Here is a 16066-nt window from a genome sequence, read left to right as displayed (position 1 = left end):
ATGAGCCCGCGACGGCAGAGCCTAGGCAGCCAATCCGAAGTTGGAGAGCTTGACGCGATTGCGGCCGGAGGTCTTCGCCTCATAGAGAGCTTCATCCGCGCGGATCAACAGCGACTGGATCGTTTCGGATCCGGTGGCGTGGGCAATTCCGCCGCTTACGGTCGTCCGGATGGGGCCCAAAGGAGTAGGGACGGACATCGCCTCGATCTGCGCTCTTATGCGCTCGGCAACGGCTGCCGATGCCCTCGGACTCGAGTTCAACATCACGATGCAGAACTCTTCGCCGCCAATTCGCGCGGCCAGATCGTCTGAACGGACATTTGCGGCGATGATTTCGGCAAAGGCCTTCAACGTCCGGTCGCCGGAATCGTGTCCGAACCGATCGTTGATGGTCTTGAAGTGGTCCAGATCCATCGCCACGACGGCGGTGCCAACCGGGACATGGCCGGGCGGACCGTCAAACAGCGCTCGGCGATTTAAGAGTCCGGTCAAGGCGTCCGTCATGGCTTCCGACTTATGCCGGTTCGCGATCCGCGCCTGATTGAGGGTGAGGGACAATGTGCCGATGCCGGTCAATCCGGCGATCACAACGATGGAATTGATGTCTTCGGCCCAATTGGACGGACGAGCGGTCAGGACGAATTGGCCTTGCTCGGCCAGCGCGTAGCCACACGCGACGAATGATAGTGCGGCGATCAGATAGAGCGTCGCATTGGCGGCCATCAGAAGCGGGGATTCGGCGCGTGCCGTCCAGTATTGGAAAGCGGTCAGAAGGAGCAGCATGCCGATCACTACATTTGCAGCGATCGTCCCGGTGCCGGAATAGCCCATCGCGAATGCGGCCGATGTGGACAGAACGCCAAGGCCGACAACTGCGAATACGGTGAACCAATTGAACCGGCTTGAGCAAAATTTGGCTGAGCCCGCGTAGAGCAATCCGAAGCCGGACATCAGGAGCACGAAGGACACCAGCAGCAAATTGGCATCGTACCTTTGAATGATACAGCCAAAGAACGCCACTCCGGCGACGATAAAGGCAAGGCCGATCGACCAGCTCAGCAGGTGGGTTTCGGATTTGCCGACGACCCACATCATGCAGAGCGTGAGGCCAAGGGACGCGCCCGAGAAGCCGATGGCGACGAGAATCGAAAACTGGTCGAGAAGCATGACGCCGGGCCGAGATGGGATCGGGGCCTTAATACGTCATCGATCGTTACCCAAATGATGGGGGCGCAGGTTGTTTGCAGTGCACGGTAATCAAATGGTTATCGCTTTCGGTTGAAAACCATCCAATTGGCGCAGCGGATTTCGTAAGCGAAAAGAGAGGGATACTGGATACTCTGAAACCTCGAATTGAGATCAGCGTGGAAGCGGACTGCGATCGAGTTCAACCTCGCCCCGCGAGCGGGGCGAGGTTGCGAAAACGTCAGGAGCCCTCGAACTTGAACGATACGTTGAGCTTGGCGCGGTAGGCCTCCACTTGCCCCTTGGCGTCCAGTTGCAGATCGAGTTTGACGACCTCTGCGACGCGAAGATCTCGGAGAGATTTTGCGGCTTGCCCGACCGCGTTGGCCGCGGCCTTTTCCCAGGATTCGCTGCTGGTACCGATCAGTTCGATGACCTTGTAGACGCTCTCAGGCATATCGTCCTCCTGTCCGGAATGAAGCAGGAAGCAGGTGCTCCCTGCCGCGGTCGAAATTAGCATCACGATATCGGCGTTGAAAGGACGCGCCACAGCCGCGGGCTTGCGGGATCGTTCGGCAACTTGAGGGTCAGCCTCAAGTTGTGCTTTGATCTTGCGGCTACAACTGGGGTTTTATCATGATCTATCTGCGTTTCCTGGCGTTACGGCTGTTTGCTTTTGTCCCTTTCCGCTTCCGCCATGGTGTCGCTACCTGGATCATCGCTTGCGCCGCGGTGATCACCGCGGGGGCAGCATCGGCACAGCCGCTGCCGCCCGGCGTGCCCGAGAAGATGCCCGCCGACATTCCCTACGGGACGCCGATTTCGTTGGATCTCGCCCGACAAGCGGTGGACGCCGCGTTTGCAGAAGCGTCCAAGCGGGGGTGGAAGATGGCCATCGCCGTCGTATCGCCGTCGGGCGACCTGACTTATTTCGTGAAAATGGACGACACCATGTTGGCATCGCCAACCATCGCCCAGAACAAGGCGCGCACCGCCGCGCGCTTTCGGCGCGACACCAAGGGCATATTCGATCTGACGGAGACCGGCCATCCCTACGTGATGACGCTCGATCCGACGCTGGTCGCATCGCCGGGCGGCATACCGATCATCAGCGAAGGCAAGGTCATCGGCGCGATCGGATGCAGCGGAGGAGCAGGCGCGCAGGATGCTGTCGTCTGCCAGGCGGGCATCGAGGCTCTCAATCGCAAATGACGCCTGAAGCGCGATAGGGCGAGATCGCCGAGGCGATCCGCAGAAGGCGGCGGCTTTCGCATCGTTGTATGTTGCGCTATATACCGGATGCGAACAGCCGGGCCGGAAGAGCTACGGAGTTCCGGTCCTGCAGGACGCGCAGTGAACGATCATCGATCGATGATCGTCCGTTCGAGGCATTGCCTCGTCCACCCCACGTCCATCAGGAACCAAAACATGAAACAGAATGACAGCGTTGCCCTGTGCTCGCTGCGACAGGGAGACTTGCTCAAGAGCCACAATGCATGGGCGCTCGGCGCGGCCGGGTTGATATTGCTCATGCTCGGCATGGCGCATGCCGAGACGCCGGTCGGCGTTCCCGACAAGAGCCATCCGGAGAGCGTTACGGCCACCAGCGACGGCACGCTCTATATCGGAAGCTTCAACCTGGGCGGCGTCATAAAGGCCGCGCCTGGCGGAAAAACGGAGCAGTTCATCTCGCCTGGCGCCAACGGCAGCCGTTCGGTGCTCGGCGTGCTCGCCGACGAAAAGAGCCGTACCTTGTACGTCTGTTCCAACGACCTGAGCGGTTCGGGCGTTGCCGGTCCGGGCGAGACCAAGGGCGCCTGGCTGAAAACCTTCGATCTCGCCACCGGCGCCCCGAAGGCGAGCTTTCAGCTCAAGGATCCGAAATCGCTTTGCAATGATATCGCGATCGGCGGTGACGGAACCGCTTACGTCACCGATTCCTTCGCCCCGTATATCTACAGCCTGAAGCCAGGCGGCACGGCGCTCGACGTGTGGGCGACCGACCCGCTGCTGGCGCCGGCAAAGGACGGGGTCGGGCTCGACGGCATTGCGGTCGGATCGGACGGCCATCTCTACGTCACGACCTTCATTCCCGCAAAACTGTTCAGGATCGCGGTCAAGGATGGCAAGGCGGGGGAGATCACCGAGCTGAAGCCGTCCCGTCCGCTGGATCATGCGGATGCGATGCGCGCGTCTGGCGGCGACTTCCTGCTGGTCGAAGGCGCCGGCCGGCTCGACAAGGTCACGGTGACGGGCGATGAGGCCAAGGTCGACGTGATCAAGGATGGTCTGGCCGAGCCTGTTTCGGTGATCCAGGTCGGCAACACCGGATGGATCGCCGAGGGCAAGCTGTCCTACCTGATAGGGCCCAACAAGGGGAAGGATCCCGGTCCATTCGCGATCGTGCCAGTTCCGCTAAAGTAACAGGTGAGCGACTTGCTGTAGTGTAAGAGAGACGCGCCGGCCGACGCCGACTGCGGCGTTATCGGCCGGTGCTCATCTTGTCCGCGAAAGGCTTCAATGGCATTCTAGGGAATAAGACGCAACCAACGGATTCTGCATGTCAAAACCGGGCGCCAAATCGCTTCCACATTTGAGCGTTCGCATCGATCTCGATAGCGACGAGAGGATCGGGCCCGGCAAGATCCAGTTGCTCGAGCATATCCGCGATTGCGGGTCGATTTCGGCCGCCGGCCGCGCCATGGAGATGTCCTACAAGCGGGCGTGGGACCTGGTCGACGAGGTCAACCGCATCTGTCGGCACCCGGCGGTCGAGCGGCAGACCGGCGGCAAGAATGGCGGCGGCGCGGTGCTGACGCCGTTCGGCCTCACTCTGGTCGCTCGCTACCGCAAGATCGAGCGCGATGCGGCAAGCGCGGCGCGCAAGGAACTGGTGGCGTTGCAGACCGATATCTCCCGCAAGGCGTGATGCCGTCGTCAGTTTGCGCGCAGCGTCACACTTGGCTGCGGTTCGGCTGCGATCGCCTCCCCCAACGGGCTCTGCTGCTCGCGGAGGACGGAGAAGCAGACGCTGAACCCATCCACTGTCCGCAGCGTCACCATGCGCACGCTCGGATCGCTCGATTGCTCGACCATCCAGGAATCCAGCGGATAGGCGTAGCGCAGGCTGCCGTCGCCGTAGCGGCGCTGCAGCGCCTTGTCGAGCAATCCGGGCAAGGTCATCACCAACGTGCCGACCTGGTTGAGCGAAAGCCGCAGGGTCGCGGGGTTGCCGTCGGAATCGACGAAGCCAAGCGAAACGGCGCCGTCGGCGGCGACTTCGCACGTCGTCAGGGCCTGCGGGTCGATCTGCATCATAGGCTCCGAACAAATATCCGTTATATCCGTAAGGATATATCGATGCGATCCCGGTCGTCCAGCCCGTCTTTTTTGACCCGCAGCGCCGCATCCCGGGTATGGCCGGAAACCGCCGGGACGTGATATGGTGACGGATATAACGGAGCCCGGGCCGGGGCCCGTCGCCAATGGAGATGAGGCCCGCCATGTTCGACTCCCAATGCGATCTTGCTGCGCTCGTGTATGAGCAGCATCAGGACCCCGACGAGATCCTGCGCGATTTCGCGGCCAGCCTGAACAGAGCCGGATATCGCGCCGTCGGGATTGTGCAGCTCGGCCATCACTGCCTCGATGCCGGCCTGTCCGCCATGCTGGTCCATAGCGGCGAAGAGCTGCAGCTATTCCAGGACCTCGGCAGTTGCTCGGCCGGCTGCCGGCTCGACGTCGGCCAGTTGCTCGACGCTGGCGAGCGGATCGCGGCGGCGATCGATCGCGGCGCGGACGTGCTGATCGTCAACCGCTTCGGTCGGCAGGAATGTGAGGGCAAAGGCCTTTGCTACCTGGTCGAGCGTGCGCTCAGCGCGGATATCCCGGTCGTGATCGCCGTGCCCAGCCACCGCTTTGCCCATTGGATCAAGTTCGCCGACGGCATGAGCGTCCGCCTCCGCTGCGACCGCGATGCACTGGAGGCGTGGTGGAGCCGCGTCTCGGCCCAATATCCGAGGCCGATGGCTGCCGAACACCAGACGGTTTGCGAAGTGTTGAAATGACGCCAGCGCAGAAAGGAGCTTGGCCTACGGCGCTTGCGCAAGATGCTGCACGAAGAGGGTGGGGACGTTGCACGTTCCATCGCGGAGCGTGAAGACGCGCGTTCCCGGTTTCGCGCCCGCCTTGACATCGGACACGTTGCGGCCGGCACGCAGCAGCCGCTCGCGCGCGGCGTCGGCATCGTCGACCGACCAGGCGATGCCCCAGAGGCGGTCCGCCTTGCGCGCCTCGCCTTCGTCCGGACGGTGGACGATCTCGATCAGCATGTCGCCACAGGCAAATTGCATCAACCGGCTTTTGCTCTTCGCGTCGGTGCGGTCGAAGATCAGCTCTAACCCGAGGCGCGCGCCGTAGAGCGCCACCGCGCGCTCCGGCTCGTCGGTTGCAACCACCACCAGGTCCATCCTGCGAACCGTGGCCGGCCCTGTCGCCGCAGAGCGAGCTGCTTTGGATAGAAGCTTACTGAAGCGGATCGGTACGCCGTGCGACTGTTCGGCCGGCAAGCCGCTGCGTCTCCAGGAGAGTGTCGTGCCGGTCGCAAGATGACTGCAGGTGATGTCGGCGACCTCGTCCGGCTGAAGCGAGATACGTCGCAATCGCCGATAGCTCTTTTCGATATCGTCGACCTCGAACTCTAGACACCACAGGCCTTCGCCGCTCTCGGCAAGGGCGGCACGGACGCGCGCGCCAAGCGCGCCTTCGCTGTCGGGAGCCATGACCCGAAGCGTGGCGTTGTCCAGAATGAAGAACGCGCTTTCGACGCCATCGGTTCTGGAGCGAAACGCCGGTTCTCTCGCGAGCACCTCGCGATAGGCGGCAATGCCGGTGTCGAGATCGTGAACCAGGACGCTGGTATGGTCGAGGGTCGTGATCATGAGGGACGCTCCGGAAGAGGCCGGCTCCGCTGCAAAGTGCATCGAGCTTCGGCGCGCAGCAGCATATTGGATGATCCCAAGAATTGACAGTTCATTTTTGGAACTGTATGAGGAGGACCAGCCAGGGCATGGCTACAGGTCGCCTGTACGTGACGGGCGGAGAATAACGGATGCTCGGGAGGAGAGGCCGGTGGGAAATCCCCTGAAGGTTGAATTCCATTTCGATTTCGGCAGCCCGAACGCCTATCTGGCGGAACTTGTCATCCCCTCGATCGAACAGCGCACCGGCGTGAAGTTCGACTATGTGCCGGTCTTGCTCGGCGGAATTTTCAAGGCGACCGGCAACATGTCGCCGGCCGACTCGCTGCGCGGCATCAAGAACAAGCCGGAATACATGGCGCTGGAAACCGAGCGCTTCATCCGCCGCCACAACATCACGACCTATCGTCCGAACCCGTTCTTCCCGGTCATCACCCTGATGCTGATGCGCGGCGCGGTCGCTGCGCAATTCGAAGGCGTGTTCGAGCCCTACGTCCGTGCGGCCTTCCATCACATGTGGGAAGAGCCGAAGAAGATGGATGACGTCGAAGTGGTTCGCGCCGCGCTCAAATCTTCCGGCCTGGACGCCGACAGGTTGATCGCACGGGCGCAGCAGGACGACGTCAAGAAGCGGCTGATCGAGCTGACGGCCGACGCGGTCAACCGCGGCGCTTTCGGCTCACCGACGTTCTTCGTCGGCAAGGAGATGTTCTTCGGCAAGGATCAGCTTCGCGACGTCGAGGAATCCATCGTCGAGCAGACAAGGCAGTTGGCGAAGAGCGCGTGAGCGCCGGACCGCGGCGGCCGGAGATCGTCGAACAAATAAGGAGAACGTGATGCCGGGCCCACTCAATGGCGTACGCGTACTGGATCTCACCGGCGTGGTATCGGGACCGTTCGCCACCATGTTCCTCGCCGACCAGGGCGCCGATGTTCTCAAGATCGAGCCGATCGGCGGCGACATCACCCGCCGCAGCCGCGCCACCATCGACAAGTCCGGCGAATTCTCGGCGCTGTTCATTTCCTCCAACCGCGGCAAGCGCTCGCTCGCAATCGACGTCAAGAGCGAGGCCGGCCGCGAGGTGCTGGCCAAGCTCGTCGCGCAAGCCGACGTGCTGGTGCAGAATTTCCGGCCCGGCACCATGGAGCGCCTCGGCCTTGGCGCGGATGAGCTGCGCCAGCGTCATCCGCGCTTGATCTATGTCTCGATCAGCGGCGTCGGCGAGACCGGGCCCTATGTGAAGAAGCGGGTGTACGATCCGATCATCCAGGGATTGTCGGGATTCGCCGACATCCAGTCTCAGCCCATCACCAACCGTCCGCAGATGATCCGCACGATCGTCTGCGACAAGACCACCGCTGTCATGACCGCGCAGGCGGTTGCGGCCGCACTCTATGCGCGCGAGAAGACCGGGCAGGGCGATCACATCCGGGTCGCGATGCTGGATGCGATGATCTCCTATCTCTGGCCGGAAGGCATGATGCAATACACAGTGGTCGGCGCCGAGGAGACCTCTGCCGATCCCAACGACCGGCCGGATCTCGTATTCAAGACCAGCGATGGCTACATCACCGCCGGCACGATCTCGGATTCGGAATGGCAGGGTTTTTGCCGCGCCACCGGCGATCCCGAGCTTGCCAAGGATCCGCGCTTTGCGACGCCCTCCGCGCGCTCGGTGAATGCGACGGCGCGGATCAACAAGATGGCCGAATATATCGCGCAGCACACCACGGCCGAATGGCTGGAGCGGCTCGATGCGGCCGATGTTCCCTGCGCCCCGATCCTGCGCCGCGGCGAGATCATCCACAACGAGCAGGTGGTGGCGCGCGAGATCATCACCGAGTTCGAGCAGCCCAAGGTCGGACGCGTGCGGCAGCCAAAGCCGGCGGCGCGCTTTGAAGTCAACGAGGCGTCGATCGGCGGACCGGCGCCGCGCGTCGGCGAGCACTCGCGCGAGGTGCTGCGCGAGCTCGGCTATGACGATGCCGCGATCGAGCGGATGGTCAGCGAGAAGGCCGTGCGGGTGGCGGTGTAAGCGCGCAATCAATAAGCAACGAGTGGGGCGCTCTCTTTCCCTCTCCCCGTTCTTCACGGGGAGAGGGCAGGGTGAGGGGCTGCCTCCGCGATCATATCTCTCACCGTATTCGCGGAGAGAGCCCCTCACCCCAACCCTCTCCCCGTAAAGGACGGGGAGAGGGAGAACTGCTGCCTCGCGCTTGGCTGCTCACGCCCTCGGTGCGGGCGGCGTGATTGGGGCGAGCGGCTTGTTTGCGGCCTGGCCGCGCTGATACGCCTCCCGCTGATGGATGCGCTCGAGATAGGGATGGGCGTGGTTGCAGATGCCGACGCCATAGGCGATCGCCCAGTCGAGGCAGGTGGTGAGCAAAATGTCGGCGCTGGTGAACCGATCGCCCATCAGGAATTGGCGGCCGTCGGCGAGCGCGACCTCGACGTGGCGCGATTGCTGACGGAAATATTCCGCGGCCTGGGCCACGACATCGGGCGCGACGCCGTAGATGTGTCCGAGCGCGTCGGCCTTGTGTCGGCGCATGACATAGAGGCTCGTCGAATCGAGCTCGGCAACGATGAAGAAGCACCATTCGAGCCAGGCGGCGTAGTCGCGCTGGCTCTCCGGAATCAACGAGCGCTCCGGCGTTGAATAGGTCCGCGACAGATAGGCGACGATCGCCGCGCTCTCGCCGATACAAAAATCGCCGTCCTGCAGCAGCGGAATCTTCTGCCGCGGATTGAGCACGGTATATTCCTGGGTCTTGGTCTCGCCCGTGCGGGGGCCGATCGGCCGCGTCTTGTAGGCGAGGCCAAGCTCGTGCATGGCCCAGTGCGGTCGTATCGTCCGGCTCGTGCCCACGCCCCAGAGGGTCAGCTCCGGCGCGGCCATCTCACCATTTCTCCACCGCGGGACGCAGATCGAGCTCGTGCGTCCAGCCGTCCCGCGTCTGCTGATGCGCGAACCAATAGGCTTCCGCGATCGACGACGTCTTGGTCAGGCTGTCCTGTGGAATCGCGCTCGCCTCGATGCCGCGGGCTTTCATGCGCTCATGGATGGCCGGGCTGTCGACGCCGGCGTCAATGATGAGGTGCACGACATGGACGTTCTTCGGACCGAGCTCGCGCGCCATCGCTTGCGCGACCGCGCGCAGTGCAAACTTTGCCGATGAGAACGCAGCAAAACCAGTTCCGCCGCGGATGCTCGCGGTCGCGCCGGTGAAGAAGATGGTGCCGCGGCCGCGCGGCACCATGTGGCGCGCGGCCTCGCGGCCGACCAGGAACCCGGCGTAGCAGGCCAGCTCCCAGGCCTTGAAGAACAGCTTTTCGGTGGTCTCGAGCAGCGGCTTGTTGACGTTCGAACCGGCGTTGAAGAGGCAGACTTCGATCGGGCCGATCTCTTTCTCGACGCGGGCGAACAGATCCTGGACTTCCGTCTCCTGCCTGGCGTCGACGCTGAGCGCGTGGACCTCATGGCCGGCGGCTTTCAACTCGTCAACCAGGTCCTGCGATTTGGCGGCATCGCGGCGGCAGATGCAGACGGTGTAGCCGCCCTTTGCGAAACGCCGCGCCACGGCGGCCCCGATCGCGTCGCCCGCACCGACCAATATCGCTACCCCGCGGCGTTCTGTCATCCTTTTTCTCCCACATAGTTCTTATTTGGTACCGAATTAATAGAGAGCGGTGGGGACGATGTAAATGGAGTTATTTGAGTTGGTACAGCTATTCAGCCTTCAAATTCACATCATTCCGCCGTGAGCCGCTTACTCGCGAAGAATTGCGATTGACGAGTTCTAAAAAAGAACGTTAGATGCGGCGAGTGATGAAGTCGCCTCGCGAGCGGCTCGATATCCGTCGGGAGGTCTGAGGTGGCGAATTTGGCAGGAACACTTGGCATCCGCGAAGCCGCAGGCTCGGCGCCGCGCGCTACGGCACGACGATCCGTCCACCTCGGCGAAACCCGGTAGGAGCGTTGTCCGATGGAGCTGGTGCTTACTCCTGAAGAAGCCGCGTTTCGCGACGAGGTGCGCGCCTTCATCGCGGAAAACTATCCGGCGGAGATGCGCGTTCCTAATCCGGACACCGACCTCACCAAGGAGCAGATGCTGCTCTGGCATCGCATCCTCCACAAGAAGGGCTGGATCGCGCCGCTCTGGCCTAAGGAATATGGCGGCCCCGGCTGGTCGATCACCAAGCGCTTCATCTTCGAGCAGGAGACCACGCGCGCCGGCACACTGCCGCCGCTCGCGTTCAGCGTCACCATGGTGGGTCCTGTCATCTACACCTTCGGCAATGAGGCGCAGAAGAAGAAGTTCCTGCCGCGCATCCTGTCCGGCGAGGATTGGTGGTGCCAGGGCTATTCGGAGCCGGGCTCAGGCTCCGATCTTGCTTCGGTCCGTACCAAGGCGGCGCGTGACGGCGACCACTATATCGTCAACGGCCACAAGACCTGGACCACGCTCGCTCAGCATGCCGACTGGATCTTCTGCCTGGTGCGCACCGACCCGAATGCGAAGCCGCAATCCGGCATATCGTTCCTTCTGATCGACATGAAGTCGCCGGGCGTCACCGTGCGTCCGATCATCACGATCGACGGCAGCCATGAGGTGAACGACGTTTTTCTCGAGAACGTCCGCGTGCCCGCCGCCAACCTGATCGGGGAAGAGAACAAGGGCTGGACCTACGCCAAATTCCTGCTCGGCAATGAGCGCACCAGCATGGCCGGTATCGGCCGCTCCACGCGCTATCTCAATCGGCTCAAGCAGATCGTGAAGGCGGAGATTCCCGAAGACGATCCGGCCCACCTCGAATTCGTCAGGGACATCGCCCGCATCGAGCTCGACGTGCTGGCGCTGGAGGCGACCGAGCTTCGTATCGTAGCCCAAATGGCGCGCGGCATCGATCCCGGTCCGGCGGCGTCGCTGTTCAAGATCAGGGGCACCGAGATCTTCCAGGACATCACCGAGCTGACACACCGCGCGATCGGCAATTACGGGCTCGCGATCCGCGAGCATCCCGTGAGCGCCAATCATTTCATGCCGGGCCCGGACTACGGGCACACCGCGTCGGAAAAATATCTCAACTCGCGCAAGCTCTCGATCTACGGCGGCTCGAACGAGATCCAGCGCAACATCATCGCTAAGGCCGTACTCGGACTCTAGCTTCGCAGGGAGCCATCGGAATGGACATCCAGTTCACGGAAGAGCAGGAGCTGTTACGGTCCAGCGTGCAGCGCCTGTTGCGCGATCAGTATGATTTCGATGCACGCCGCAAGATCGTCGCGAGCGAGGAGGGCTGGAGCCGCAAACATTGGTCGTCCTTCGCCGAGCTCGGCCTGCTCGCCGCGCCGTTCTCCGAGGAGGTCGGAGGGCTCGGTGGCGGGCCGCTGGCCACCATGATCATGATGCAGGAGTTCGGCAGGCACCTTCTGGTCGAGCCGTTCTTCGAGACCGTCGTCCTTGCCGGCGGCCTGATCGAAGATTTCGGCTCGGCGGCTCAGCAGGCCACGTATCTCCCTGATATCATGTCCGGAGAGAAGGTCTGGGCACTGGCCTGGTCCGAAGGCCGCTCGCGTTACGATCTCGGCCATGTCTCTACCATCGCTCGCCGTGAGGGTGGAAGCTACGTGCTCAGCGGCACCAAGGCAGCGGTCGTGGCTGCGCCCTGGGCCGACAGTCTGATCGTCTCCGCTCGCACCTCGGGAGAGCGGGGCGATCGCAACGGCGTCAGCCTGTTCGTTGTCGATCGCCATTCCCCGAACCTTCATTTGCAGGACTTTAAGACCATCGATGGCCGGCGCGCCGCCGAGGTCGCGCTGATGAACGTTTCCGTGCCGGCGAGCCAGATGCTGGGACGGGAGGACGAGGGCGTTGCCGCACTCGAAGCCTGCCGTGACAGCGCCATCGGCGCACTCTGCGCGGAGACCGTCGGCGCAATGGGTGAACTGAATGCGGCGACTCTCGAATACAGCAAGACGCGAAAGCAGTTCGGCGCGACGCTCGGCTCGTTCCAAGTGCTGCAGCACCGGATGGTCGACATGTTCATCGCGCATCAGGAGGCGCTGTCCCTGATGCAGCATCTCAATCTCAGCCTTGCATCGAAGGACGAAGGGGTATCGCGGCTTGCTTCCGGTGCCAAGTCGAAGATCGGCTATGCCGCCAAGTTCGTGGCCGACCAGGCGGTGCAACTCCACGGCGGCATGGGCATGACCGACGAGCTCAATGTCGGCCATTACTTCAAGCGGATTTCATCCATCAACATCCAGTTCGGCGATCCCGCCTTTCATGTCCTGCGCTATGCGCAGCTCGACGCGGCAGCCTGACGAGAAGAGGAAAGCATATGCGAGATGCAGTGATCGTATCGACGGCGCGTACCGGCGTCGGCAAGGCCTATCGCGGCGCACTCAACAACACGGAAGGGCCGACCCTGGCCGGCCACGTGATGGCCGAGGCGGTCAAGCGCGCCGGGATCGAACCCGGCGAGGTCGAGGACGTGGTGATGGGCTGCGCGATGCAGCAGGGCACCATGGTGATGAACGTCGCTCGCAAGGGCGCGATCCGGGCTGGCTTGCCGGTCACCGTCGCCGGCACCACGATCGACCGGCAATGTGCTTCCGGCCTGCAGGCGATTGCGGTCGCGGCGCGCTCGGTGATGCTCGACGGCGTCGAGATCGCGATCGGCGGCGGCATCGAATCGATCAGCCTGGTGCAGAACGAGCACATGAACAGGTTCCACGCCGTCGACGACGAGCTGATGGCGATGAAGCCGGAAATATACATGTCGATGCTTGAGACGGCCGAAGTGGTCGCCGAGCGCTACAAGATTGGTCGCGAGCAGCAGGACGAATACTCGCTTGAGTGCCAGCGCCGCGTCGGCGCTGCCTTGCAGGGTGGCCGCTTCAGTGACGAGATCGTGCCGATCACGACCAGGATGGCTGTTGTCGATAAGGATACGAAGGAGGTCACCTACAAGGAGGTGACGCTGACCAAGGACGAGGGACCGCGGCCTGATACGACGGCCGAAGCGCTTGCGAAGATCAAGCCGGTGTTCGAGGGCAAGACGATCAGCGCCGGTAACGCCAGCCAGCTTTCGGATGGCGCGTCCGCCTGCGTGATCATGAGTGACAAGGTTGCCGCGCAGAAGGGGCTGAAGCCACTCGGCATCTTCCGCGGCTTCGTTGCCGCCGGCGTCGAGCCGGACGAGATGGGCGTCGGCCCGGTCGCCGCGATCCCGCGGCTGCTCAAGCGGCATAACCTGAAGATCGACGATATCGATCTGTGGGAGCTCAACGAAGCTTATGCAGTGCAGGTGATCTATTGCCGCGACAAGCTCGGCATCGACCCTGAAAAACTCAACGTCAATGGCGGCTCGATCGCGATCGGCCACCCCTACGGTATGACCGGCGCGCGGCTCACCGGCCACATCCTGATCGAGGGGCGGCGGCGCAAGGCGAAATACGGCGTGGTGACCATGTGCATCGGTGGCGGCATGGGCGCCGCGGGATTGTTTGAAATCGTCAACTGATCGGGAAAGCGGGAGAAACTTCGTGAAGACAGCGATCACTGAACTGCTCGGCATCCAGCATCCGATCATCCAGGGCGGCATGCACTATGTCGGCTTTGCCGAGCTCGCCGCCGCGGTGTCGAACGCCGGCGGTCTCGGCATCATCACCGGGTTGACGCAGAAGACGCCGGAATTGCTCGCCAAGGAAATCGCGCGCTGCCGCGACATGACCGACAAGCCGTTCGGCGTCAATCTCACCTTCCTGCCGAGCTTCACCGCGCCGCCTTATCCGGAATATATCGCCGCGATCCGCGAGGGCGGTGTCAAGATCGTGGAGACCGCGGGCCGTAGCCCCGAGCAGTACATGCCGGCGTTGAAGGCCGCCGGCATCAAGGTGATCCACAAATGCACGTCCGTCCGCCATTCGCTGAAAGCGGAGAAAATCGGCTGCGATGCGGTCAGTGTCGACGGCTTCGAATGTGGCGGTCATCCGGGTGAGGACGATATCCCGAACATGATCCTGCTGCCGCGCGCGGCCGATGAACTGAAGATCCCGTTCGTGGCCTCGGGCGGCATGGCTGACGGGCGCAGCCTCGTCGCGTCGCTCGCGATGGGCGCTGATGGCATCAACATGGGCACGCGTTTTGTCGCCACGAAGGAGGCGCCAGTCCACGAGAACGTGAAGCGGGCGCTGGTGGAGGCCACCGAGCTCGACACCCGCCTTGTGATGCGCGCGCTGCGCAACACCGAGCGCGTCTTGAAGAACAAGGGCGTCGATCAGCTTCTCGAGATCGAGCGCGAGAAGGGCGCGAGCATCAAGATCCAGGACATCCACGAGCAGGTCGCGGGCGTCTATCCCAAGGTGATGGTCGACGGCGAGATGGATGCCGGCGCCTGGAGCTGCGGCATGGTGGTCGGATTGATCCATGACATCCCGACCGTGCAGGAACTGATCGACCGCGTCATGACTGAAGCCGAGCAGATCATCCGGCAACGGCTCACCGGCTTCCTCGACGGTGTCGTGGCGAAGGCGCCAGCGCGCGCAGTCGCCTGAGAGGTCTTTGAGGTTTTCGACAGGTTGGCTGGTTCGCCTGAGCGGGCGAACCAAGCCGCAGGCGCCTGCCTGCATTTCTTTTAAACGATTGGCCTGCGCGTGACGGGCTTTGGAGGGAGGGTAGCATGAAGGTTAAATTGAGTCTGGCGGCAGCATGCCTTGCAGCGTCGCTGCTGGCGCTTCCGGCTGACGCCGCCGACGAACCGGGCGTCAGCGCAACCGAGATCAAGATCGGCGGAATCTTTCCGTTCAGCGGCCCCGCATCGTCGATCGGTCTCGTCGGCCGCGGCGTGCTCGGCTATGTCCAGATGATCAACGATCGCGGCGGCATCAACGGGCGCAAGATCAACTACATCGCGATGGACGATGCCTACAGTCCGCCCAAGGCAGTCGAGCATGCGCGCAAGCTCGTCGAAAGTGACGAGGTCGCGTTCATCTTCAGCCAGCTCGGGACACCAGGCAATTCGGCGACGGCGAAATACCTGAAGGCGAAAGGCGTTCCTTCGATTGCGATCGTCAGCGGTTCGAGCAAGTTCACCGATGTTGCCGAATTCCCGCTGACGACGACCGGGCTCGTCAGCTATCAGACCGAGGGCCGGATCTACGCGAAATTCCTCGAGCAGACGCTGCCGGGCAAGAAATACGCGATCCTGTTCCAGAACGACGATCTCGGCAAAGACTATGTCGCCGCCTTCAAGTCGATCCTGAAAGGCGATTTCGACAAGCGCGTCGTCACCGCAGCCTATGAGGTGACGGAGCCGACCATCGATTCCCAGGTGGTCAATCTCAAGAGCTCCGGTGCGGAAGGCTTCTTCATCGCGGGAACGCCGAAATTCGCGGCGCAGGCGATCCGCAAGGCGTCCGAGATCGGCTGGAAGGCGACCGTGATCCTCAATTTCCCGTCGGGCTCGATCGGAGGTACGTTGAAGCCGGCCGGACTTGAGAATTCGAAGGGCGTCATTGTCGGCACCATCAACAAGGACCCGACCGATGGGCGATGGGACGATGACGAGGGCGTGAAGGCCTATCGCGCGTTCTTCGAGAAGTACCTGCCCGGCGCCGACATCCAGAACACCAGCTATCTCACCGGCTATATGCAGGGCATGATTCTGGAGCAGATCCTGAAGCAGTGCGGCGATGACCTGTCGCGCAAGAACATCATCAAGCAGGCGAAATCTCTGAAAGACTTTGTGGTCCCGACAGCGTCGCCCGGCATCAAGGCCAATACGTCTGACAGCAACAATATGGTCTGGACGCAGTTGCAGATGCAGCGTTGGAGCGGCACCAATTGGGAACCGTTCGGTGCGACCCTGGACGCGAATTCGGAATGATCTCGCT

The 16066-nt window shown here is 62.6% G+C and carries 17 protein-coding genes; 11 read left to right on the top strand and 6 right to left on the bottom strand.

The window, feature by feature from the left end; genetic code table 11:
- Positions 1–21: 21 nt before the first annotated feature.
- Positions 22–1167, bottom strand: coding sequence for a GGDEF domain-containing protein (locus tag ACZYOF_RS03095; RefSeq protein WP_463714768.1), 1146 nt, complete (start codon positions 1165–1167; stop codon positions 22–24).
- Between the two features lie 259 nt (positions 1168–1426).
- The gene (locus ACZYOF_RS03090) at positions 1427–1642 is read right to left on the bottom strand and encodes a dodecin family protein (RefSeq protein ID WP_130583104.1); all 216 of its coding nucleotides are present in this window, start codon (positions 1640–1642) and stop codon (positions 1427–1429) included.
- Positions 1643–1974: 332 nt separating this feature from the next.
- On the opposite strand from ACZYOF_RS03090, the gene ACZYOF_RS03085 reads away from it, so the two are divergent.
- From ACZYOF_RS03085 to ACZYOF_RS03075, 3 genes are all read left to right on the top strand, one after another.
- Positions 1975–2397 (top strand): GlcG/HbpS family heme-binding protein, encoded by a 423-nt coding sequence (locus tag ACZYOF_RS03085; protein WP_463714767.1) that lies wholly within the window; start codon positions 1975–1977, stop codon positions 2395–2397.
- 216 nt (positions 2398–2613) lie between these two features.
- On the top strand, positions 2614–3609 hold the full coding sequence (locus tag ACZYOF_RS03080) for an NHL repeat-containing protein (protein ID WP_463714766.1): 996 nt from the start codon (positions 2614–2616) through the stop codon (positions 3607–3609).
- A gap of 136 nt (positions 3610–3745) precedes the next feature.
- Positions 3746–4114, top strand: a complete 369-nt coding sequence (locus ACZYOF_RS03075; protein ID WP_282526362.1) for a winged helix-turn-helix domain-containing protein — start codon at positions 3746–3748, stop codon at positions 4112–4114.
- Between the two features lie 8 nt (positions 4115–4122).
- Here the strand turns inward: ACZYOF_RS03075 and ACZYOF_RS03070 are convergent, their stop codons facing one another.
- Positions 4123–4500 carry a hypothetical protein gene (locus ACZYOF_RS03070; protein ID WP_463714765.1) on the bottom strand — a complete coding sequence of 126 codons (378 nt, stop codon included), beginning with the start codon at positions 4498–4500 and terminating at the stop codon, positions 4123–4125.
- A gap of 188 nt (positions 4501–4688) precedes the next feature.
- Here ACZYOF_RS03070 and ACZYOF_RS03065 point away from each other — a divergent pair, with 188 nt between their 5' ends.
- The gene (locus ACZYOF_RS03065) at positions 4689–5252 is read left to right on the top strand and encodes a DUF2478 domain-containing protein (RefSeq protein WP_282526363.1); all 564 of its coding nucleotides are present in this window, start codon (positions 4689–4691) and stop codon (positions 5250–5252) included.
- 24 nt (positions 5253–5276) lie between these two features.
- Here the strand turns inward: ACZYOF_RS03065 and ACZYOF_RS03060 are convergent, their stop codons facing one another.
- Complete coding sequence (locus tag ACZYOF_RS03060; RefSeq protein WP_282526364.1) at positions 5277–6125, bottom strand: VOC family protein; 849 nt, start codon at positions 6123–6125, stop codon at positions 5277–5279.
- A 190-nt stretch (positions 6126–6315) separates the two neighbouring features.
- Between ACZYOF_RS03060 and ACZYOF_RS03055 the strand changes: the two genes are divergently transcribed.
- The gene (locus ACZYOF_RS03055; RefSeq protein ID WP_463714764.1) at positions 6316–6951 is read left to right on the top strand and encodes a DsbA family protein; all 636 of its coding nucleotides are present in this window, start codon (positions 6316–6318) and stop codon (positions 6949–6951) included.
- 49 nt (positions 6952–7000) lie between these two features.
- Positions 7001–8200, top strand: coding sequence for a CaiB/BaiF CoA transferase family protein (locus ACZYOF_RS03050; RefSeq protein WP_282526366.1), 1200 nt, complete (start codon positions 7001–7003; stop codon positions 8198–8200).
- 189 nt (positions 8201–8389) lie between these two features.
- Here the strand turns inward: ACZYOF_RS03050 and ACZYOF_RS03045 are convergent, their stop codons facing one another.
- Complete coding sequence (locus ACZYOF_RS03045) at positions 8390–9064, bottom strand: glutathione S-transferase family protein (protein ID WP_463714763.1); 675 nt, start codon at positions 9062–9064, stop codon at positions 8390–8392.
- A 1-nt stretch (position 9065) separates the two neighbouring features.
- The gene (locus ACZYOF_RS03040; RefSeq protein WP_463714762.1) at positions 9066–9806 is read right to left on the bottom strand and encodes an SDR family NAD(P)-dependent oxidoreductase; all 741 of its coding nucleotides are present in this window, start codon (positions 9804–9806) and stop codon (positions 9066–9068) included.
- A 345-nt stretch (positions 9807–10151) separates the two neighbouring features.
- Here ACZYOF_RS03040 and ACZYOF_RS03035 point away from each other — a divergent pair, with 345 nt between their 5' ends.
- The 5 genes from ACZYOF_RS03035 (at position 10152) to ACZYOF_RS03015 (ending at position 16059) form a co-directional block, all read left to right on the top strand.
- Positions 10152–11333, top strand: coding sequence for an acyl-CoA dehydrogenase family protein (locus ACZYOF_RS03035; RefSeq protein ID WP_463714761.1), 1182 nt, complete (start codon positions 10152–10154; stop codon positions 11331–11333).
- Between the two features lie 20 nt (positions 11334–11353).
- Entirely contained in the window at positions 11354–12493 is a 1140-nt protein-coding gene (locus ACZYOF_RS03030; protein ID WP_463714760.1) for an acyl-CoA dehydrogenase family protein, read from the top strand.
- Positions 12494–12510: 17 nt separating this feature from the next.
- Positions 12511–13695 (top strand): acetyl-CoA C-acyltransferase, encoded by a 1185-nt coding sequence (locus ACZYOF_RS03025; RefSeq protein ID WP_463714759.1) that lies wholly within the window; start codon positions 12511–12513, stop codon positions 13693–13695.
- Between the two features lie 22 nt (positions 13696–13717).
- Complete coding sequence (locus ACZYOF_RS03020; protein ID WP_463714758.1) at positions 13718–14728, top strand: NAD(P)H-dependent flavin oxidoreductase; 1011 nt, start codon at positions 13718–13720, stop codon at positions 14726–14728.
- Positions 14729–14853: 125 nt separating this feature from the next.
- On the top strand, positions 14854–16059 hold the full coding sequence (locus ACZYOF_RS03015; RefSeq protein WP_463714757.1) for an ABC transporter substrate-binding protein: 1206 nt from the start codon (positions 14854–14856) through the stop codon (positions 16057–16059).
- Positions 16060–16066 lie beyond the last annotated feature (7 nt).

This window comes from Bradyrhizobium sp. LeoA1Lang (assembly GCF_055413685.1).
The sequence above is the reverse complement of the archived record's forward strand: the minus strand, read 5'-3'. Positions and strand labels throughout refer to the sequence as shown.

Excerpts from the sequence above, each read along its gene's own strand:
- ACZYOF_RS03095 (WP_463714768.1), bottom strand. The coding sequence starts at position 1,167 with ATGCTTCTCGACCAGTTTTCGATTCTCGTCGCCATCGGCTTCTCGGGC.
- ACZYOF_RS03090 (WP_130583104.1), bottom strand. The coding sequence starts at position 1,642 with ATGCCTGAGAGCGTCTACAAGGTCATCGAACTGATCGGTACCAGCAGC.
- ACZYOF_RS03085 (WP_463714767.1), top strand. The coding sequence starts at position 1,975 with ATGCCCGCCGACATTCCCTACGGGACGCCGATTTCGTTGGATCTCGCC.
- ACZYOF_RS03080 (WP_463714766.1), top strand. The coding sequence starts at position 2,614 with ATGAAACAGAATGACAGCGTTGCCCTGTGCTCGCTGCGACAGGGAGAC.
- ACZYOF_RS03075 (WP_282526362.1), top strand. The coding sequence starts at position 3,746 with ATGTCAAAACCGGGCGCCAAATCGCTTCCACATTTGAGCGTTCGCATC.
- ACZYOF_RS03070 (WP_463714765.1), bottom strand. The coding sequence starts at position 4,500 with ATGCAGATCGACCCGCAGGCCCTGACGACGTGCGAAGTCGCCGCCGAC.
- ACZYOF_RS03065 (WP_282526363.1), top strand. The coding sequence starts at position 4,689 with ATGTTCGACTCCCAATGCGATCTTGCTGCGCTCGTGTATGAGCAGCAT.
- ACZYOF_RS03060 (WP_282526364.1), bottom strand. The coding sequence starts at position 6,125 with ATGATCACGACCCTCGACCATACCAGCGTCCTGGTTCACGATCTCGAC.
- ACZYOF_RS03050 (WP_282526366.1), top strand. The coding sequence starts at position 7,001 with ATGCCGGGCCCACTCAATGGCGTACGCGTACTGGATCTCACCGGCGTG.
- ACZYOF_RS03045 (WP_463714763.1), bottom strand. The coding sequence starts at position 9,064 with ATGGCCGCGCCGGAGCTGACCCTCTGGGGCGTGGGCACGAGCCGGACG.
- ACZYOF_RS03040 (WP_463714762.1), bottom strand. The coding sequence starts at position 9,806 with ATGACAGAACGCCGCGGGGTAGCGATATTGGTCGGTGCGGGCGACGCG.
- ACZYOF_RS03035 (WP_463714761.1), top strand. The coding sequence starts at position 10,152 with ATGGAGCTGGTGCTTACTCCTGAAGAAGCCGCGTTTCGCGACGAGGTG.
- ACZYOF_RS03030 (WP_463714760.1), top strand. The coding sequence starts at position 11,354 with ATGGACATCCAGTTCACGGAAGAGCAGGAGCTGTTACGGTCCAGCGTG.
- ACZYOF_RS03025 (WP_463714759.1), top strand. The coding sequence starts at position 12,511 with ATGCGAGATGCAGTGATCGTATCGACGGCGCGTACCGGCGTCGGCAAG.
- ACZYOF_RS03015 (WP_463714757.1), top strand. The coding sequence starts at position 14,854 with ATGAAGGTTAAATTGAGTCTGGCGGCAGCATGCCTTGCAGCGTCGCTG.